This window comes from Nonomuraea monospora, assembly GCF_039531895.1.
Lineage (GTDB): Bacteria > Actinomycetota > Actinomycetes > Streptosporangiales > Streptosporangiaceae > Nonomuraea > Nonomuraea monospora.
Map to the genome: position 1 here is coordinate 1 of NZ_BAAAQX010000080.1, position 18,371 is coordinate 18,371.

19 protein-coding genes and 1 tRNA gene are annotated in these 18,371 nt (G+C 64.0%); 5 read left to right on the forward strand and 15 right to left on the reverse strand.

Features of this window, described 5'->3' with window-relative positions; genetic code table 11:
* Positions 1 to 137: 137 nt before the first annotated feature.
* Positions 138 to 1,043 (forward strand): mycothiol synthase, encoded by a 906-nt coding sequence (gene mshD, locus ABD331_RS60050; protein WP_344496484.1) that lies wholly within the window; start codon positions 138 to 140, stop codon positions 1,041 to 1,043.
* Between the two features lie 45 nt (positions 1,044 to 1,088).
* Here the strand turns inward: mshD and ABD331_RS60055 are convergent, their stop codons facing one another.
* From ABD331_RS60055 to dcd, 3 genes are all read right to left on the reverse strand, one after another.
* The gene (locus tag ABD331_RS60055; protein WP_344496486.1) at positions 1,089 to 2,096 is read right to left on the reverse strand and encodes an inorganic phosphate transporter; all 1,008 of its coding nucleotides are present in this window, start codon (positions 2,094 to 2,096) and stop codon (positions 1,089 to 1,091) included.
* 8 nt (positions 2,097 to 2,104) lie between these two features.
* Positions 2,105 to 2,722: a DUF47 domain-containing protein gene (locus ABD331_RS60060; RefSeq protein ID WP_344496488.1), complete on the reverse strand. Its 618-nt coding sequence runs from the start codon at positions 2,720 to 2,722 to the stop codon at positions 2,105 to 2,107.
* A 251-nt stretch (positions 2,723 to 2,973) separates the two neighbouring features.
* The gene (dcd, locus tag ABD331_RS60065) at positions 2,974 to 3,549 is read right to left on the reverse strand and encodes a dCTP deaminase (RefSeq protein ID WP_344496519.1); all 576 of its coding nucleotides are present in this window, start codon (positions 3,547 to 3,549) and stop codon (positions 2,974 to 2,976) included.
* Between the two features lie 98 nt (positions 3,550 to 3,647).
* Between dcd and ABD331_RS60070 the strand changes: the two genes are divergently transcribed.
* A tRNA-Gly gene (locus ABD331_RS60070) sits at positions 3,648 to 3,718 on the forward strand.
* Positions 3,719 to 3,811: 93 nt separating this feature from the next.
* On the opposite strand, the gene ABD331_RS60075 is transcribed toward ABD331_RS60070, so the two are convergent.
* The 10 genes from ABD331_RS60075 to ABD331_RS60120 form a co-directional block, all read right to left on the reverse strand.
* Positions 3,812 to 5,155 carry a tyrosine-type recombinase/integrase gene (locus tag ABD331_RS60075; protein ID WP_344496490.1) on the reverse strand — a complete coding sequence of 448 codons (1,344 nt, stop codon included), beginning with the start codon at positions 5,153 to 5,155 and terminating at the stop codon, positions 3,812 to 3,814.
* The gene (locus ABD331_RS60080) at positions 5,155 to 5,361 is read right to left on the reverse strand and encodes a helix-turn-helix domain-containing protein (RefSeq protein ID WP_225271124.1); all 207 of its coding nucleotides are present in this window, start codon (positions 5,359 to 5,361) and stop codon (positions 5,155 to 5,157) included. The genes ABD331_RS60075 and ABD331_RS60080 overlap by 1 nt, the downstream gene beginning before the upstream one ends.
* Positions 5,362 to 5,373: 12 nt before the next feature.
* Positions 5,374 to 6,936 (reverse strand): replication initiator, encoded by a 1,563-nt coding sequence (locus ABD331_RS60085; RefSeq protein WP_344496493.1) that lies wholly within the window; start codon positions 6,934 to 6,936, stop codon positions 5,374 to 5,376.
* A 145-nt stretch (positions 6,937 to 7,081) separates the two neighbouring features.
* On the reverse strand, positions 7,082 to 8,491 hold the full coding sequence (locus tag ABD331_RS60090) for an FtsK/SpoIIIE domain-containing protein (RefSeq protein ID WP_344496496.1): 1,410 nt from the start codon (positions 8,489 to 8,491) through the stop codon (positions 7,082 to 7,084).
* Between the two features lie 88 nt (positions 8,492 to 8,579).
* Positions 8,580 to 8,882 carry a hypothetical protein gene (locus tag ABD331_RS60095; RefSeq protein ID WP_344496498.1) on the reverse strand — a complete coding sequence of 101 codons (303 nt, stop codon included), beginning with the start codon at positions 8,880 to 8,882 and terminating at the stop codon, positions 8,580 to 8,582.
* Entirely contained in the window at positions 8,879 to 9,154 is a 276-nt protein-coding gene (locus ABD331_RS60100; protein WP_344496500.1) for a hypothetical protein, read from the reverse strand. Before ABD331_RS60100 ends, ABD331_RS60095 begins: the two co-directional genes overlap by 4 nt.
* Entirely contained in the window at positions 9,154 to 9,567 is a 414-nt protein-coding gene (locus tag ABD331_RS60105; RefSeq protein WP_344496502.1) for a plasmid replication, integration and excision activator, read from the reverse strand. Before ABD331_RS60105 ends, ABD331_RS60100 begins: the two co-directional genes overlap by 1 nt.
* Before the next feature lie 257 nt (positions 9,568 to 9,824).
* Positions 9,825 to 10,556, reverse strand: a complete 732-nt coding sequence (locus ABD331_RS60110; RefSeq protein ID WP_344496504.1) for a GntR family transcriptional regulator — start codon at positions 10,554 to 10,556, stop codon at positions 9,825 to 9,827.
* Positions 10,557 to 10,741: 185 nt separating this feature from the next.
* Positions 10,742 to 10,975: a hypothetical protein gene (locus tag ABD331_RS60115; RefSeq protein WP_344496506.1), complete on the reverse strand. Its 234-nt coding sequence runs from the start codon at positions 10,973 to 10,975 to the stop codon at positions 10,742 to 10,744.
* A gap of 53 nt (positions 10,976 to 11,028) precedes the next feature.
* Positions 11,029 to 11,193 (reverse strand): hypothetical protein, encoded by a 165-nt coding sequence (locus ABD331_RS60120; protein WP_344496508.1) that lies wholly within the window; start codon positions 11,191 to 11,193, stop codon positions 11,029 to 11,031.
* Positions 11,194 to 11,320: 127 nt separating this feature from the next.
* Between ABD331_RS60120 and ABD331_RS60125 the strand changes: the two genes are divergently transcribed.
* The 3 genes from ABD331_RS60125 to ABD331_RS60135 are packed head-to-tail and all read left to right on the forward strand — an operon-like array spanning position 11,321 to position 15,031.
* Positions 11,321 to 12,217 carry a DUF5919 domain-containing protein gene (locus ABD331_RS60125; RefSeq protein WP_344496510.1) on the forward strand — a complete coding sequence of 299 codons (897 nt, stop codon included), beginning with the start codon at positions 11,321 to 11,323 and terminating at the stop codon, positions 12,215 to 12,217.
* On the forward strand, positions 12,214 to 13,059 hold the full coding sequence (locus tag ABD331_RS60130) for an inositol monophosphatase family protein (RefSeq protein WP_326631489.1): 846 nt from the start codon (positions 12,214 to 12,216) through the stop codon (positions 13,057 to 13,059). Before ABD331_RS60125 ends, ABD331_RS60130 begins: the two co-directional genes overlap by 4 nt.
* 10 nt (positions 13,060 to 13,069) lie before the next feature.
* Entirely contained in the window at positions 13,070 to 15,031 is a 1,962-nt protein-coding gene (locus tag ABD331_RS60135) for an AAA family ATPase (RefSeq protein WP_344496513.1), read from the forward strand.
* Positions 15,032 to 16,751: 1,720 nt separating this feature from the next.
* Here ABD331_RS60135 and ABD331_RS60140 read toward each other — a convergent pair.
* Positions 16,752 to 17,090, reverse strand: coding sequence for a hypothetical protein (locus ABD331_RS60140; RefSeq protein WP_344496515.1), 339 nt, complete (start codon positions 17,088 to 17,090; stop codon positions 16,752 to 16,754).
* A 642-nt stretch (positions 17,091 to 17,732) separates the two neighbouring features.
* Positions 17,733 to 18,146 (reverse strand): type II toxin-antitoxin system VapC family toxin, encoded by a 414-nt coding sequence (locus tag ABD331_RS60145; protein WP_344496517.1) that lies wholly within the window; start codon positions 18,144 to 18,146, stop codon positions 17,733 to 17,735.
* Positions 18,147 to 18,371: the final 225 nt, after the last annotated feature.

Here is an 18,371-nt window from a genome sequence, read left to right on the forward strand (position 1 = left end):
GGCAGCGCAGGGCCGGCCCGAACCCCGCAAATGGTTGGGCCACCCAAGCTCGATCGCAGGCCCGGCTCAGCAGACCGCGATCGAGACGCAACCGACCAGGATCGACCTCTTAACACCAGCTACCTAGAGTTCGTTCTGTGAACGCGCGCGCAGAGATCAGGGAACGGCTGGACGACCAGGAGATCGCCGGGGTGCTCGGCGTGGTGGAGGCGGCGACGGAGGCGGACGGCGTGCGTCCGCTGAACGAGCACGTGATGCTGCACCTCCGCTACGGCGGCGACCCGCAGGCCCGCTCCGTGCTGCTCTGGGCGGATTCGACGCTGGCGGGGTACGCGCACGTCGATCCCACGGACGAGGTCGAGGGGCCGAGCGTCGAGCTGGTCATCCACCCCGCGCACCGCCGCCAGGGCAACGGCACGACCCTGCTGCGCGCGATCACCGACCTGACGAACGGCCGGCTGCGGCTGTGGGCCCACGGCGACCACGCGGGCGCCGGAGCGCTGGCCACCGCGTTCGGCTTCGAACGGGTCCGCTCGCTGTGGCAGATGCGCCGCTCCCTGTACGCCCCGCTGGCCGCGTACACGCTGCCGCCGGGCGTGAGCCTGCGCGCGTTCGTGCCGGGGCAGGACGAGGAGGCCTGGCTCAAGGTGAACGCCGCCGCCTTCGCCCACCACCCCGAACAGGGCGCGTGGACGATGGACGACCTGCTGCTGCGCGAGCGGGAGCCCTGGTTCGACCCCGAGGGCTTCATCCTGGCCTGCCGCGGCGACCGGCTGGCCGGCTTCCACTGGACGAAGATCCACGGCTCCACCGACCACGGCCACGAGCCGCTGGGAGAGGTGTACGTCGTCGGCGTCGACCCCTCCCAGCAGGGCACCGGCCTCGGCCGGTCGCTCACCCTCGCCGGCCTGAGCCACCTGCGCTCGCGTGGTCTCGCCCAGGCGATGCTGTACGTGGACGAGACCAACACGGCGGCGATCAGGCTGTACGAGTCCCTCGGGTTCAACCGGTGGGACGTGGACGTGATGTACGCCCCGGAGTGACGTGAGGTACGCCCCGCGTGACGTCGTGCACGCCTCCTCGCGTGATCAGCCTTCGACGATGGCGTGCAGGATGAAGTAGGACACCGCCGCCACGATCGCGGCGGCGGGGATGGTCAGGATCCAGGCGGTCACGATGTTGCCCGCCACGCCCCACCGCACGGCGCTGAGCCGCTTGGTGGCCCCCACACCCATGATCGCCGAGGTGATCGTGTGCGTGGTGGAGATGGGTGCCCCGAAACCGATGGCGGCCCCGTACAGGACGGTCGCCGCCGCCGACTCCGCGGCGAACCCCTGGGGCGGGTCCAGCGCGATGATGCGCCGCCCCAGCGTGCGCATGATGCGCCAGCCGCCCGCGTACGTGCCCAGCGAGATCGCCCCGGCGGCGGCCAGGATGACCCACTGCGGGATCGGGTCCGTGGGCTGGGCGAACCCGCCGACGACGAGCGCCAGGAAGATGACGCCCATCGTCTTCTGCGCGTCCTGCAGGCCGTGCCCGAGCGCCATGGCGGCGGCCGAGACGGTCTGCGCGTAGCGGAAGCCGCGGTTGGTCCGCCCAGGCTGGCTGTTGCGGAAGATCCAATAAATTGCGATCATGATCGCCGCGGCGAGGCTGAACCCGATCAGCGGCGACAGGATCATGGGGATGACGACCTTCTCGACGACGCCGTCCCAGTGCACCACGCTGGCCGAGGCCAGCGCGGAGCCCACCAGGCCGCCGATGAGCGCGTGACTGGAGGAGGACGGCAGGCCGAAGTACCAGGTGATCAGATTCCAGGTGATCGCGCCGATCAGCCCCGCGGCCACGATGACCAGGCCGTGTGAGCCGTCCGGAGCGTCGATGATGCCCTTGCCCACCGTCTGGGCGACCTGGGTGCCCAGGTGGGCGCCGATGAAGTTCATGGCGGCGGCCATGAACAACGCGGCCCTGGGGGTCAGGGCCCTGGTCGAGACGGAGGTCGCGATGGCGTTCGCCGCGTCATGGAACCCGTTGGTGTAGTCGAAGACCAGGGCGATGACGACTACACCGATGACGAGGCCGAGCGTGAGGTCCACTGTCGGGCCTAGCTTTCCTTGACCGCGATCGACTCGACGGTGTTGGCCACGTGCTCGAAGGCGTCGGCCGCCTCTTCGAGTGCGTCGACGACCTCCTTCATCTTCATCACGGTGAGGGCGTCGTACTCACCGCTGAACAGCTTGGCCAGCAGCCTCCTGTAGACCTGGTCGCCCTGGTTCTCCAGGCGGTTGACCTCGATCCAGTACTCGTTGAGGTTCTTCATCGACCGCAGGCGCGGCATCGCCTCGGCGGTCAGCTCCGCCGCCCGCTCCAGCACCTCCACCTGGCGCACGACGTCCTTGGGGAGGTGGTCGAGCTGGTAGAGGACGATGAGGTCGGAGGCGGCCTCCATGGCGTCCATCACGTCGTCGAGGTTCGAGGCCAGCCGGTAGATGTCCTCGCGGTCGAACGGGGTGATGAAGCTCTCGTTGAGCCGGTTCATGATCGCATGGGTGCGTTCGTCACCGGCGTGCTCGCAGGCGCGCATCTTCTCGGCCAGGGACTCCCTGTCCGATCCGTCGCTGATGATCTCAACCAGTAGACGGGATGCCGTGACCAGGTTGTTCGCCGAGTCGGCGAACAGGTCGTAGTAGCTGTCCTCACGTGGCGTGAGACGCAGACGCACGTCGTTCTCCAGATGTGCGGGGATGGTCCGTGGAAGAGGGTATGGCTAACCAGGCGAAATGCGAACTTCATGTCCCCTTCGCCTACTGGCTACCCGACGTATGTTGTACGACACCGCAGAACCGCGTAGTTTAGGCGGTTTTTTGCTGCTCGAGCCCACTTCAGGGCGGCCCGTAACCCTTCACGCGGGCGCGGTCAGGCCCGTGAAGTCACCCATACGTTCCCCATGTGTTCATCTACTGTTCATCTTGTTCAGATCTTCGTCCGGTGGAAGTTCCGGAACGACCGCGACGGCGTCGGACCCCGCTGCCCCTGGTAGCGCGACCCGTACTTGCTCGACCCGTACGGATGCTCCGCCGGCGAGCTCAGCCTGAAGACGCACAGCTGCCCGATCTTCATCCCGGGCCACAGCTTGATCGGCAACGTCGCCACGTTCGACAACTCCAGCGTCACATGCCCGCTGAACCCCGGATCGATGAACCCGGCCGTCGAATGCGTCAGCAACCCCAGCCGCCCCAGCGAACTCTTCCCCTCCAGCCGCGACGCCAGATCATCCGGCAGGCTCACCACCTCGTACGTGGAGGCCAGCACGAACTCACCCGGATGCAGGATGAACGGATCATCCCCATCCGGCTCCACCATCCGCGTGAGATCCGGCTGCTCCTCGGACGGGTCGATGTGCGGGTACCGATGGTTCTCGAACACCCGGAAGAAGCGGTCGAGCCGAACGTCGATGCTGGACGGCTGGATCATCTCCGGGTCGAACGGGTCGATGCTCAGACGGCCGGATTCGATCGCAGCGAGGATGTCACGGTCAGATAGCAACACGGTGAGCAACTTACCGGTCTCGTTCGAAGAGTGTTGGCCGGGATTGCTGTTGCGGGGCAAGTTTCCGCTACAGTGGGGGACGCGGCCTTCGGGTTTGCGCGGGTGTAGTTCAATGGCAGAACATCAGCTTCCCAAGCTGACAGCGCGGGTTCGATTCCCGTCACCCGCTCTCATAGGGAAAGCCCAGGTGGACCGATGGATTCGGTATCTGGGCTTTGGTGTTTCCTAGGGCTGTTGATCTCTGCGTGCCATTAGCGTGCCATTACGCGGTTGGAACCAGCAGGCCAGGTGGGTCTTCGTCGTCGTCATCCCGTGCCCCTTCATGCCCGATGAGGTGCTTGTCGATGGCGTCGGTGATCAGTTTGTCGGCTCCTCGGACGGCGTGCTGGTAGATCATCGCGGCCCGGACGTTGTCGTGTCCCATGCGTGCCATGAGGTCCTTGAGGCCAGCACCCGAGTCCGCCGCGATCATGTTTCCCGTGTGACGGAGATCATGGAAGTGCAGCCCCGGGACGCCGATCGCCCGCACGGCCTCCATCCAGCCGGAGAGCTTGTTGAACCCGCTCCGGCGCATAGGGCCGCCCTTGATGCCAGCGAAGATCAGCGCTCCCGCCTCTGGCTTGACGTAGAGCCGCAGGTGTTCCTTGAGAGCGGGGATGATCGCTTGCGGGACGCCGACGATGCGCTTGCCCGCTTTGGACTTGGGCGGACCAAGAACCAGCTCGCCATTGGAGCGTTCCACGTACGCCAGGCGAACGCGAACCGTACCCGCGTCGAGGTCGAGATCCGCTCGGGTCAATGCGGTGATCTCGCCCCATCGCAGGCTCGCGAAGGTGGCCAGGAGCACGAAGGCCCTGTAGCGCCGATCGTGTGTGCAGTCGGCCTGCCCGGTGTCGATCATTCGCCATAGCGCCCGCTCGGCTTCCGCTCGCGTCGGAAAGACCTCCGGATACGTCCGCATCTCGCCATGCCGCTGGAACCGGATGCGGTGCCCCTCACCTCTCTTGAGCCCTCGAATGCTGCTCACCGGGCGGCGCCCGACCTTGTCCGCCAGCTCGAAGACCTGCCCTACGGAGAGGACCGGTCGTTCCTCCGCGTGCTCGTCGCCGGCCCCGCGGATCCGGCACGGGTTGCGGGAGATGATCCCGTCGTCCTCGGCCGCCGTCATGAGCACGGCACGGAGAAGGCGGTACGCCTTGGCCGCCATGCTGACCGAGACGCCCTTGCCGAGCAGGTCCGCCCGCCACTGCCGAATCATCGCCGTGGATAGCTTGCCGAGCGAGACGTTGCCGAGGTACGGCGTGATGTGCTTCTTGAGCAGCCAGCGATAGAGGTCGATCGTCCTCGGCCGAAGCCCGGGACGCTGGTCGATCCAGGTTGCCGAATACTCTGCGAGCTTGACCTTGGCCCGCTCAGGGTCGGTCCACGTCCCGGCGAGGATCTTCCCCTCGATCAGGGTCAGCGCTCGATCGGCGTCGCCCTTGCGCTCATAGGTGTCCTCACCGGTCCTGATCCGGCCATCCGGCCCGGGATAGCGGATCTGGAACCGGCCCGAGGGCAGCTTGCGGATGTTGCCGAAACGGCGGTGGTTCTCCTTGTTCGCCATCAGGCGGCCCTCCCGGTTGCGTCGAAGGTCGTCATGGGAGCGACGGTCCCGGCGACGACGAAGGCGATCAGTGCGGACTCTCGTATGCGGACGTGCCGCCCGACCTTCACGAACTCGATCCGGCGTTCGGCGATTAGTCGGCGGACGAAGCGAACCGAGGTGCTGAGCAGTTCGGCCGCTTCCGGGACGGTGAACAGTTGGTCCAAGATCTCCTCCTCTCAGGCTGCCTGCGGAGTTGCCGAAAGTTCTTCGAGGCGTCTCAGGTGGGCCCGCCATCGCTGCCGTTCGGCGATGGACCTGAGGAGCCGGACGCCGATCGGAGCGACCTCGGGATCGCCCGGCCTGACCGGTTGCCAGACGTAGCGGTGTGGGTCGGTGGGCTCGTCGGCCTGGCCGAGGGCTTCCAGGACCCAGGTACGGCGGTCCTGCTTGTGCTCGGCGAGGGTCTTGTTGCTCCACTTGCGGGAGACGAGGACCCGGCGACCGGCGTAGCCGAGGTGTTCGGGCTTGTGTGCTTTGGACCGGCAGCAACCGGGAACCATCCCGGGCTTGGCGTTCTTGGGCTGCACGCCGTACCGGAGCCAGTTCGGGCAGGTGGGCGAGCACGGCTCATAGCGGAGGGCGTCGACGAAGCGGGCCGCGTGATCCCGCTGGGCCTGACCGTCCAAGTTCTCGCCGAGGCTCTTCGTCAGGTACTTGGACAGGTACCGGATGCACTGGTCGGCGTCCGGTGACCCGGCGAGCACACCTTTCACGTCCACCTGATCGCCGAAGCGGATCACGTGCATGGGCTCGTCGCCGAGTTGGTCGAGAGCTTCGTCCCAGGTGGGCAGGACCTCGCCTGTGTCGGGGTCCACGTAGCCGTCGTTCCAGATGGGCAGTCGGTCACCCTCGAAGCGGGCTTCGTCCGCCTGAGGCCACCAGACCTGGTGATAGGTGGCCGCCGCGATCTGCTTCATCTCGGCGCGCGGCAGGGTGCCCCGGACGGCCATGTGCAGGTGCGGGGCGAGCCGCTTCTGAGGCTCCACCGTGGCGAAGTACTGCACGTCGTACCCGGCGACCCGGCGAAGGTTCTGCACGAACCGGTCCACGAGCTTGGAGAAGTGCAGCGCGTCACGGGCCGCCCGAACGTAGTCGTACGTATCCGGATCGACGGGAGCGCCGTTCATGACCTTGCTGTAGCTCGGCAGGGTGAGCGTGACGAACAGAGAAGGTCGGTAGGTCCTGCCGTCCGCCGACTCGAAGGTCCGTCCCAGGGTCGTGCTGGCCATCTTCCGCTTGGGCAGGTCGGGCGCGTCCTGGCGGCGCTTGGTCGAGCGGACCCGCTTGGTTTCCGTACGACCCAGCACGTTTCCGCGCATCCCGGCTTCGTTGATCTCGATGTCGAGCCCGGTGAGCACGGCGTCCAAGTCGGAGGTGTCGCCGCCGGCCTTTCTCTCCTCGTCGCGCTTGGCCTGCATGTCGGCCCGGAACTCGACGAGCCAGCGCTGCCCGTCGGTCGGTTCGTCGGGCGTGATGGTCGGTTCCTCGTCGAGGTGCCAGCCCTCCCGGCACTGCGCCATCCGGAGCTGCCGGTTGCGCTTGGCGCACGAAGGACACTTGCTCTCCAGCGGCGAGCCGCACGGGACATCGACGACCTCTGACTTGCCGGTCGTCATGTCGAGCCGCTTGAGCGCCACGGGACGGATGCAGACGCCGTGAAGCTTGGCGATCTCCTCGGCCACGTCGCGGGCGAGCGGTTGAGCCGTGCGGATGGCTCGCGGAGTCTTGCGGTCGTTCAACGGACCTCCTCTCCAACCTCGGGGAACGTGAGCGCGATCTGTCTGCACTCGGAGCACTCGACCAAGCCGCGCATCGCGTCGAGCCAGAGGACATTCAGCACGCCGCAGGAGGCGCAGCGGAGGCCGTCGAGGAAGTGAGCCAGTGTCATCGGACCTCACCGACCATCGCGCGGATGTCGTCGTCGGAGACGTACGCGGCCCGGACGCGAATCGGATCAGGACTGGTCTCCAGCCGCACGTACCCGACGCCCGCTCCGCGCTCTGGACGAGGAGAGATGCGATCGGCCAGTGCACCGCGATCTCTAGCCCCGTCACCGAGCACCATGTCCACCTGCTCTGACTCGTCGAGCCTCAGAGCGATCTTGTCCGGGAAGAGGTTGCGGATGTTCATGACCTCCTTGCGAGGGTCCTGGAGAGCCGCCAGGACGCCGACACCGACCGCGCGTCCCTGAGTGGTCAGCGTGGCCAGAGCAGCGGAGATGCGCTGCTTGAGCTGCCTGTCGGACTGGTAGGCGGTAAGGAACGCCACCTCGTCGACCACGACCAGGACGAAGGGGTCGTCAAGAGTAGGTGTGTGGGACCGCTGAACCTCGGCGAAGCGAGCCGCACGCTTCTGCATGACGCTCACCGCCTCGTCGAGCAGGTCGGCGCAGTCGGCGGGATCGGCCGCGTACCGTCCGCCGAAGAGAGCCTTGCCGTACGACAGCTCCATCAGCTTCGGGTCGAGCGCCCAGATCTCGGCCAGGCCCGCGTGCATCGCGGGTATGAGCCCACGAATCGCCGACCAGATGATGGAGCCCTTGCCTGCCCCTGTGGCCCCGGCGACGAGGACATGAGTCCCATGCAGCCGGAGGAGCCACGGTGAGTGGTCCTCTTGCCTGCCGATCTCGACCGGTCCGACCGTCGGTGTGTCCGGGATGGGAAGCGCGGCTATCGGCGTGGCAAGCGGATCGTGCCGTGGAAAGGTCAGCACGAGCTGACCGGCCTTGGCCACCGCCACCCGGCAACTCTCCGACCCGAAGCCGTGGGACAGGTTCTCGATCCTGTCGGACCAGTCCTTGGCCGCCTGGCCGTCGAGCATGCGGACGGTGAGCCGGTCGGCCCAGGAGTTCGAGGTCACCTTGACCAGCCGCGGAACGTACTCCCGTCCGCGTATGTGCCGAGCAAGCCCGGCGACGGTCATGACCGGTTGCCAGTGCCGCCGGTAGATCCAGAACCAGCGCGCGAAGGCGAGCAGTCGCCAGCCGATCCATCGCATGAATGTCGGCCGGCCGAGGACCGCCCAGGTGCCCAGGGCGACGAGAGCAGGAACGACGAACAGCAGCGCAGCGCGCCAGCCGTACGCCAGGCAGAGGCCGGCGGGAACCCCGATCGCCGCCAGAGCGATGGGGTGCCGCCAGGTCAGCCGGAAAAGGCCGGCTACGAACCGGGCGATGAAGATGACCAGAGTGATGATGGCCGGGGTCTGCACCACGGCGGGTTTGAAGACCACCGCCGTGTCGGGAGTGGTGGAGACGATGCGGTGCGGCTCGTCGCCGGGCATCCTCTTGAACATTAGGGTGAAGTCCTTCCATGCATGTGGCGTGTGTGCGGAAGACCGAGGGGCCGCCGGAAGTTGCCGCTTCCTGCGGCCCCGCTGAGCATCAGGCCGCTTCGCCGTCGGTGGCCTTGTGTGACTGGTCGGAGTGCAGTCGCTCGCAGTCGGCGAGGTACCGAGCGGCGGCGTTGAAGATCTCGCGAGCAACGGTCAGGTCGTCGTCGGTCACCGGCCCGGAGGTCGAGACGGTCACTGAGGCGTCCGAGGTGTCGAGGTCGAAGCAGGGCTTGTCGTTCTCCCCGAGCCAGGCGCGCGCCCGCAGCTCCGTCGAGCAGAAGGCGACAGTGAACCGCGACCGCTGATCGGGACCCATGGAGACAGTGACGTAGGTGTACGGGCTGAGCGTCATCGACCCGCCACCCCAAGCTCGTTCGGCAGGCCGTGGAACATGCGCTCCACCGCTCCGGCGAACATGGCGGCCTCTCGCGCCAGGGTCCGAGCGAACTCGACGTCGTCGGAGGTGACGTGATCGGTGGCCGACGTGGTGACGAGCACCTGCGTACCGCCGAAGACGAGCCCCAGGACCGGTGAGCGCTGCGGATACGGGTGGTTCCGCACGTCAGCGCCCTGGCCGACCTTGAGCGCGATCGTGCTGCCCGGACGAGTCTTCTGTCGCCTCATCACGCCGCGTCCTTAGCAGCGGCCTGCGCCTTACCGGCCGGACGAGGAGCGCGCATCTCGCGAACCTTGATCGAGTACGCCAGCCGTCCGGCCTGGTTGACGTAGGGCGTTGCGGTCATGTGGTCGAACTCGACCGGCGTGAACGGCAGCCCGGCCATCGGAGCCGGAGGAACCGGCTGTACCGGGCTGAGGATCTTGACAGAGACGGTCTTCTGAGCCGCCTTGAGCGTGGGGTCGGCGTCCATGACGCTGACCTGCCAGACGAGCTCTCCGCTCTGCTTGTCGCGGGTCTGGACGAAGCGCCCGTTGGTCGAGGCGTCGAAGTCCTTGACGGGCTCGACCTCGCCCACGATGTAGCAGCCGTGCGGGAAGACCATGTCGAACGAGACGGGGATGGGACCTTGCAGTGCCATGAGGCTTACTCCTAGCTTGTCGTCTTGTCGCTAACTCGTCTTGTCGAGTTGTCATGAAGGTACCCACAGCTCAGGGACTTGACAACACGAGTTAGCGGGATTTCTTCAAGATCTTTATAGAGCTAGGAGAAATGCGCACATAAGCCACGTGGCGAACCGGATCAATTCATGACATAGCAAGGAAAGCAGTAATGCGAAGAATGTCCCGGCTTAGGCCGAGTGTTGCGAAATGGGGGAGCTGTGGGGCAGGTTCTGAATCAGAGCGAGTAGGAGTCTTCCAACTCGTGAAGATCGCCCGGCAGCACTAGATCCACGACAAGCACGGGCCGTCCGCCGCCGTTGAACACGCTGGCCAGCACTCCGAGAACCGGCGCGCTCTTGCGTATCTCCATGAGCTTGGCTTCGTCCGTCGAGGGGTGCCGAGCGCTCAGCCGTTCGACGACGTGTTGGAGCTTGAGACCCTTGCTCTCTCGGAGATGTTCTCTGATGCCGGCGTGGAGAGGCTCCGCCCCGCCGAGCTGCGTTCCCTCGGCCTGATGCACCGGACACCACACGGTGAACAGGTCTGTCGGACGCTCGTCATCGCGGAAGAGAACACGGCGCCGTACGACCGTGGATCCCTCCGGCACGTCCAGCAGTTTGGCGACTGCCGCAGAGGCCGCCACGGGTCCGGCGTCGATGACCGTGCTGTTCTCGTCGGCTTCCACACGATCCAGGACGGCCCGTCCCGGACGGGGATTCTGGCTGGACGCGCCCGGTGGGGCCGCCTTCACGAAGGAGCCCTTGCCATGCTCCCGCTCGATGACGCCGCGGAGCTGGAGAACCTGGAGGGCGCGGACGACCGTTGGACGGCTCACCTTGAAGTCTCGAACAAGCTGCGTCTCGGAGGGCAGCAGGGAGCCAGGCGGATAGGTCCCGTCCGCGATCTTCTGCCTGATCGTCTGCACGATCTGGGCGTACTTCGGTGGCGCGAACTCTTCAGAGGACATGACGACCATCCAACAACTCGACTTGTCGTAAAGCCTAGTTGGAGTTGGTCAGCCTGTCTCCCCCTCTGCCGTGGGAAGCGTACGGACTGGTGGAGGGACTGTCCGACTGCGCTACGGCAAGCCCCTCCACCAGCTCCAAGACACGACGGTTCAGCACCCCTGAACTCGCCTTCCGTCGTGCCCGCCTATTGAGCCCCGCCGTCGAGAAGGGCGACCCAGACTTCACACGCTTCCTTGTAGCGCCAGCGATAGGTCTCGTGAACCTGCTGCACGACGCCGTCACGGCGTTCGGTCCGGAGGATGTAAAAGAGACCGGCCTCACGACACAGCTCGTAGACCACGTTTTTGCAGTCGCAGGTGTACGCGATCACGCGCAGGGAGTCCTGCTCCAGTGCGGCCTCCCGCCATACCAAGCGCATACAGTCCGTCCGAGGTGGGGCGACATGAGGAGCGAGGCAGCCAACGTAGATGTTCACAGCAGCGCACCCGCCTGTCCGGTCCCGTTGCACCGCCAGCAGTCGTCCTGGTGGCGCTCGTCGATGGCGGCGTCGGCCGGATACTCAGCCGCCACAACGCTCTGGCGAAGGCTGACGTACTTCCAGCCCCGTCCTGAGCAGCAGCTACATGGCGCAGTCATGCAACGAGGATTGCCCGAGGACGCGTCGCGTTTCGATCGCTCCTGGATACCGTCTGTGATCGACTCGTTTCTTTTCGTCGCCTCTTTGTCTCGTCCGAGCCCGTCTCTGTCGCTAATCTGGGCTCATATGGCACCCCAGCCCGAGGCGCGGATCATGACTGACCAGCCGATCCTGTTGAAGACTCTCCTGACGCAACGCCATTGGCAGACGTACAGCACGTTCTGTAAGGAGTACGACAAAGCGGCCAAGAAGGTGGACCCGTCATTGCAGGGCGGCTGGCCGAGCCGGGCGCAGCTTCACCGATGGCTGAACGGAGAGCTTAAGGGTCTGCCGTACTCGGGTCACTGCCGCGTCTTGGAGGCGATGTTCCCTGGCAGGTCGGCGCATGAACTGTTCTCCACGACCGCCGTCGAGATCCCCGCCCAGAGAACAGAGCCGGACCCAGCCAGGAGAGCCGACCCCGACGCCGCAGTAACCGCCCCTCAGCTGGCCGACGTGACCGCCGTCTTTAGCAGCCGTTCGGCTTTCTCCTCCGCATATCCGGCCTCGTCGTTGTTCGACGACGCGAAGGAGATCAACGCAGCGGGCCTATCGCTCAACATCCTCTGCCAGAGTTACCCCGATCATCAGCTCAAGCGCCTGCTCGACTCCGGCACGCGCATTCGCTGCCTCTTCCTCGATCCGAAGGGCCAAGCGATCCGCGCCCGCGAAGCGGAAGAGGGCTACACCGACAGCACCCTGACGACCCTCACAGCGCTCAACATCAGCATGCTGACCAGACTGCGCGATCGGCTCGACACCACGTCGGCCCAGCGCCTTGAACTCCACGTCTACGACGAGACGATCCGATTCAACCTGATCATCGTGGACCGGGCGTTGTGCGTGGTCCAGCCTTACCTGCCGCAGGCACGCGGAGTCGATTCACCTACCTTTGTGATCACGGACAACACCGCCGCAGAGGGGTTGTTCCCCATCTTCGACCAGGTGTTCAGGGATATGTGGGAGCGGAGCAAACCCGTATGACCATCGACGCCCGAACTATTCTCCCCATCGCAGAGCGTGCCGTATCGATCGCCAGCGAGATCATTCGCACAAAGGCCCCCGGCGTCGTCACGGCTAAGGGCGACCGGGACATGGCAACGGAGGTTGACTACGCTGTAGAGCATGCTGTACGGAAGTTCCTGTCCCGTGAGACGCCTGAGATCAGCTTTCTTGGCGAGGAGGAAGGCGTTAGCCGATCAGGTGACGGGCTGATGTGGGCGCTGGACCCAGTAGACGGTACGGCTAACTTCCTCCACGGTATTCCGCTGTGCGGGGTGTCCTTGGGCTTGGTCGACAAAAACATGCCCACGCTGGGAGTCATCGATCTGCCGTTCCTCAATATTCGCTATTCGGCAGCCGAAGGGGCCGGCGCTCAGGCCAACGGATTGAGCATGCAGGTGAGCGAGGCCCGTGATCTACGGACCGCCATCGTTGCTCTCGGCGACTATGCAGTTGGCGAGAACGCGCTGGATCGGAACAGGCCACGTCTGGCTTTGACCCAAGAGCTAGCCGCACGTGTTCAGCGCGTACGTATGTTTGGTTCAGCCGCTATCGACCTCGTATGGGTAGCCGAGGGCAGGATTGACGCTAACATCATGCTAAGCAACAACGCGTGGGACACTGCAGCAGGCGTCATCATCGCCCGCGAGGCCGGAGCCATTGTCGTCGATCTGGATGGCAGCCCTCATACAATGAATTCGTCTGCAACCCTCGCTGCAAGCCCTGGCATATTGGCGGACCTGGTGGAACTGGCCGCTGAGGCAACAAGGACAGGTGTATCGCGAAGCCAGCCGAAGCGTGATGACATGATTCAAACTCCTTAAGGTGACCTGAATGCATCTTGCTCAGCTCGAACTTATTCATTTTCGAGCATACTCGAGAGCTATTATCGAATTTCCAGCATGCGGACTGCTGCTTATAGCGGGTCCTAATAATAGTGGGAAAAGTAGTGTGCTGACCGCGCTAGAGGTGCTAGCAGGGCGATCGATCTCGCCCGACATGTGCCATGTTGCAGGGCAGGCGCCGATAATACACGCCCGATTCAGATTGACTGATATCGAGCGAGCGCAGATGCGCAATCTGGTTGTCGCTAAAAAGCACGACCTAGCCAGCGAAGGATCCTTTGATTGGGTTGAGTGGAAATATACTTCCACTCAAGCGGGTGAGCGGTGTCCAGTGCAGCTCATTGGACCGGGAGCTTCTGGCAAAGAGTACATCCTCGCCACTAACCATCTCGACCATACTGGTCATGTTTGGCACTATAGTGAGGCTGCCGCCCTGCACAGAGAAGTTCCTGAAGACGATTCAAGTGTGATAGATCGAGGACGAGCCGGCAGCCCAAATTCATATATAGAAAATCCTGGAAGCCCTGCTCTTGCGCCGCTAACGACAGCCTTCCTCTGCTGGCGTGAACAATTCTTTCATTTTCCCGCCCTGAGGCAAGGAACCACTCACATTCAACAATTGCAGTCGAGTGATCGAATTGGCCCAACGGGAAGTAACTTAGCGGCTGTTCTATTGCATCTACAAACTAACGATCCAGAGAAATGGCATCGCCTGCAAGCGGTCCTAGCTCAAATCGTGCCGGATGTTGGGGAACTGCGACTTGACACGCGAGGCACCGAAGTAAGCATCACTTTTGTGGATCCTTGCCACACCACGTTCAGGCACAACCTGAAAAATCTTGGCACAGGTGTAGAGCAGCTCCTAATGACCCTTGTTGTGGGATTGGCGCATCCCGCTCCAGCTGTCGTCGGAATCGAAGAACCCGAGACTGCGCTGCATCCAGCTGCACAAAGAGCACTGGTAAGTCTGCTTAGCGATTGGTCCGCGGAGCGTCTCTTTGTAATTACTACTCATTCGCCAATTTTTCTTGATGCACCGGGAAGGGCTGCGACAGTCCTAGCTGTGAGAAGAATGGCAGGAAAGTCGACGATCCTCCCCGCAGAACCTACCCTCGCAGCCGTCTTCAAGGAACTCGGTATCCGGCTCAGCGACGTCTTGTCAGCCGATCGCATCCTTCTGGTAGAAGGTCCGAGCGACCAGGACATCTTGGGTGTCTGGTTTCCTCTGCTCCAAAGCGATCCTCATCTCGCAGTAATCAATGGGGAAGGCGGCGAAAATGCCCGAATGGCAGGTGTTCTGAACTCATGGCTTAGAGCTGCGGACAAATTATCTGAACGCCGAGTCCTCTACGTGCGAGATCACGACGAGTTGCCGCCACGACTTGTTGAGCGTCTGCTGACTTCTGGCAATACCTTCGTTCTAGCCCGTCGCGAGATCGAGAACTACTTGCTCGACAGCAGAGCAATTGCGGCAGTGCTTGCCTCATACGATGGAAAACCAAAAAGAGACATCAGCGCAGACGAAGTCGCTATTGCCATGAAAGATTCAGCCGATGGACTACAGGACGTTGTAATACTCAAGAAAGTGTGTCGCGAGCTCGGATCGCTGACCTATGTCGACAATGCTCTAAGAGGCAAGCTGGCAAAAGAGAAAGCCGACAAAGATCGACTGTTGCGCGAGCTTAGGGAACGCGTTCCCAGTGAAGCCGAACTCTCCCATAGGGTTGACGCCTTGTGGTCGGCAGCCGAAGAAGAAGTTTCCGCTCGGTGGGAGAACGATTGGCTAAAATTAGCTCCCGGCGCAGATGTTCTCACGCAGCTTTGGCGTGACTTCCTCGGTCGAAAATACAATAAGCAGCGCGACGGCAAGAAGCTCGCAATGGAAATCGGGCAAGCACCTCCGGAGCTCGCGGAAAGGATCACAATATTTATGGATCGGAGCGACGACTAAACACATGATGATCGCAAGTGTGCAATGTGACGGCCATCTCGCGACTGCAAGTTTCGTTGGTGCAGTCCCTAGCAACTAGCCGAGCTTGCCGAGTTGTTCTTGTAGGTATCAAGCGGCGGCGCGGCGCGCCGCCGTACGCCCCGCGCCGGCGCCGCCGCGCTGCGCGTGCGGCCTGGGGCCGTTCTCGCGCGGCGCGCCGCGCGGGGCATCGCCGTAGCACCGGACGCCTCGTACGGACAGAACCCGCCGACCGAGCGCCGCACCGCCGCCAAAGTGGCAGACTGCACGCTCATGGGGACGACGAGCACCCTTACCGTCTGGATCGCACCTGTCTTAGGCCTACTCGGTGCCCTGCTGGGTGGCTTCCTGGCGCCGTGGGTGAACGCGCGGTTAAGCCACGCTACTGCTAGGCGTACCGCCTTCGACAATGCCATCTCAGCGATTCGTACGGCTCAGGTGGTACGACACCGCCCTGTTAGCGTTCAAGCTGAGGCCCTCGGTGGAGATGTTGATCGTGCGCGAGAATTCTCAAGAGAGCTCGTGGAGCGAGGACTCGAACGGTTCATCGAGTCCCAACAGGCAGCGATTGAATCTCTCGCACAGCTTGAGCCTCATTATGTTCCGCGCCACTCTGCTCGGAGCACATGGGAAATCACCGAACCTGAAGCCGAGGCTCTGATCAAGGAGTTGGTGACGGCTCGTGACTCGGCACGCTTTCGGCGAAAGACGCGTTCCATGTCCAAGCAGGCGATGTCAGCGTTGCCGGAGCCGCCGAGGATAGGTCAAGAGGATTCCGCCTCCGGCGGGGGCTCTCCGGCTCCGGGATGAGTATCGTGTCGTGGACCATCGCCGTAGATGGCTGAGGTGGAAGCCGGATCATCCCGCCCACCATCAACCCGGGACAAGCCGAGCAGACCAGGGCCACGGGTACCAGATCGTTCGTCCGGTGGGGCGCTCCATCTGGTACCCGTGGCCCTGGCCCGCTTCCCCTTCGGGCGGGTCGACGGCAGACGGGATGATCAGGCGGGCGGCGTGTGCGCGTCGCGCGGGAAACACCAGGTCGCGGGCTGATCGTCGTGCCATTAGCGTGCCATTAAGGGCGGTGACGAGGGGGCAACCACGGTCACTCACGACCGGCCTCAGTCGCAGGTCAGCGTCCCTACGAGGCAAGATCCCTGCAATTCCCAAGCTGACAGCGCGGGTTCGATTCCCGTCACCCGCTCCAACTGCTCGGGCAGTGTCTCCCAGGGGGCTCTGCCCCCTTCGACCCCCGACGAGCTGCTTCGCTTCGCTCGCTTTCGAGCCCGCCCGTAGCCCGTTTACCGGGTTGGCCGTTGGGAGCCCGCCCCCAGTGGTCCTCGCCATCGGCTCGGGCTGTGTTTCTTCGGGCTTCGCCCGGTCGAGGGGCTACCGCCCCTCGAACTCCCCGATCTGTTGGCCGCGGATTCCCCCTTGTCTGGTGGGCCGCGTGGCCGGCCTGTCGTTGGCGCAGACGACTCATCGCCGAAGCTCGTAAGGCGCGCTATCGGGCATCTTGTCGTAGCGGCTCGCGATGCCGTGCCACGCCTTCAGCCCAGGACGCGGAACACAGCGAAGCTCCCGGTCGGCGATCCGCTGGCTGGCAGGCCGTCGGCCGGGAGCTTCGGTGTGGTCTTCTACCGGGCTGGGCCGGCGTTCTCCGCCAGAACCCGGTGAGGAGCTGAATGCCCTACGGGTCAGCTCAGCAGCCGTACCACCCGGCGTAGGCGTCCCACTTGCCGTTCTTGGTGAATTCTGCGCTTTTGCCCTTGTTGATCGTGGTGCATTTCGAGTCGGGCATAAAGGCGCCCCTCCAGTCCACCTTGAGCTTCTTCTTGCTGGCGCAGTTGTTCGTGATCTTCACCCAGTGGTAATAGTACTTTCCGAAGGCGGTCTCCTCGTAGAAGGTCCTCCCATGCTGGACCTTGACGCAGGAGGGCGCGGCGTTGGCCGCCGAAGCGGCGGCGGCCGGTGTGGCGACACTCATGGTGAGCACAGCTGCCGCCACAGCTGCGGCTCGGATGAAGGCACGGGAATCCATCGTTCTCCTTGGGGATATCGCGGCGATTTTGGATGCTGCCGGTTGGGCAGCAAGAAACGCCCGCCACATGCGGGGTTGTTGACACGGCCAACGCTAGCGAGGGGCGGTATATCGCGGGTATGGCAGTGATTCGGGCAAGGCCAGGCCGGATACCCGCTTCGTCGACCTCGATCACGCTCAACCGCTACACGCACGCGTCGCCCGAGGGTCAGTAGTGCCGAGTCAACAATCACCTCTGGAGTGGATCTCCAGCTCAGGGAGGGGAAAGTGCTCAAGATCGGCGGGTCCTAATGGGGCCGAGGCGGGCGGGGTGCGCGCAGTGCGTTTCAATCCCAGGTCGGAGAGCTGATACTCGTGCCAGATGCGTGCCGGAACGAACGGCAGGTCAAGGTCATTCAGGGCCACTCACGGCCACTCGTCGCGGTCTGACCAGGACCCCCGTTCACCCGCTCAGGACACCAAGATCAGTAGCCGGTTCCCAAGCTGACAGCGCGGATTCGATTCCCGTCATCCGCTCCAACTGTGAAAGCCCAGGTGGACCGATGGATTCGACACCTGGGCCTTGGTGTTGCCTGGCGCTTGATTCCTCCGTCCCGTCAGGGCCGATGATCATTCCTCGAAACCAACAGGACAGGGCATGACTTAAACCTTGATGACAGTGACGCGGGCACTGCACAGCGCGGCAAGATCCTCGGAGTCGGAGGTGAGGACCGTGACGGGGCCCGGGGCAGCGAGAGCGGTGGCACCGAGCATGGCATCGATGGCGTACTTGTGCCCGTTCAGGCCGACGTTGGACAAGAGCGTTGCGGCGTGGCGGGCGATTGGTTCGGTGATCGGCTCGATGACCAGGCGGGACAGCGTCCACTCCAGAGCAGGCCGGTTAACGCGCGGGTGGACCACCTCGACGAGGGTGGCGGCAGAGGTGATGACGCGGAGGTCGTCTGCACGAGCCAGGGCGAGCCATGTGGTGACCGTACGGTCGCGAAGGGCAGCCTTGGCCAGCCCCTCGCTGTCGAGAACGAGGGTGCCGCCGGGAGTGGCGGGGGAACGGGTCACGCAGCCGCCCCACCATCGGCCTGTCCTTGCCGAGCCTGCTGGAGTTGGTCGCGCAGCGCCTGGACCTCGTCGTCGGTGATGGGGCCGTGCTCGGCCTCTGAGGTGCCCAGCAGATTCCGGACAGTCGGCTACATAAGCTGACAGAAGTCTGGAAGAGGTAGGTACGTGGCAAGGCGTCGTAGGCAGTTCTCGCCGGAGTTCAAGGAAGAAGCCGTCCGCATGGTG

Excerpts from the sequence above, each read along its gene's own strand:
- ABD331_RS60115 (WP_344496506.1), bottom strand. The coding sequence starts at position 10,975 with ATGCGCTTGGTATGGCGGGAGGCCGCACTGGAGCAGGACTCCCTGCGC.
- ABD331_RS60130 (WP_326631489.1), top strand. The coding sequence starts at position 12,214 with ATGACCATCGACGCCCGAACTATTCTCCCCATCGCAGAGCGTGCCGTA.
- ABD331_RS60075 (WP_344496490.1), bottom strand. The coding sequence starts at position 5,155 with ATGGCGAACAAGGAGAACCACCGCCGTTTCGGCAACATCCGCAAGCTG.
- ABD331_RS60125 (WP_344496510.1), top strand. The coding sequence starts at position 11,321 with ATGGCACCCCAGCCCGAGGCGCGGATCATGACTGACCAGCCGATCCTG.
- ABD331_RS60095 (WP_344496498.1), bottom strand. The coding sequence starts at position 8,882 with ATGACGCTCAGCCCGTACACCTACGTCACTGTCTCCATGGGTCCCGAT.
- ABD331_RS60135 (WP_344496513.1), top strand. The coding sequence starts at position 13,070 with ATGCATCTTGCTCAGCTCGAACTTATTCATTTTCGAGCATACTCGAGA.
- ABD331_RS60105 (WP_344496502.1), bottom strand. The coding sequence starts at position 9,567 with ATGGCACTGCAAGGTCCCATCCCCGTCTCGTTCGACATGGTCTTCCCG.
- ABD331_RS60090 (WP_344496496.1), bottom strand. The coding sequence starts at position 8,491 with ATGTTCAAGAGGATGCCCGGCGACGAGCCGCACCGCATCGTCTCCACC.
- ABD331_RS60140 (WP_344496515.1), bottom strand. The coding sequence starts at position 17,090 with ATGGATTCCCGTGCCTTCATCCGAGCCGCAGCTGTGGCGGCAGCTGTG.
- ABD331_RS60120 (WP_344496508.1), bottom strand. The coding sequence starts at position 11,193 with ATGACTGCGCCATGTAGCTGCTGCTCAGGACGGGGCTGGAAGTACGTC.
- ABD331_RS60110 (WP_344496504.1), bottom strand. The coding sequence starts at position 10,556 with ATGTCCTCTGAAGAGTTCGCGCCACCGAAGTACGCCCAGATCGTGCAG.
- ABD331_RS60100 (WP_344496500.1), bottom strand. The coding sequence starts at position 9,154 with ATGAGGCGACAGAAGACTCGTCCGGGCAGCACGATCGCGCTCAAGGTC.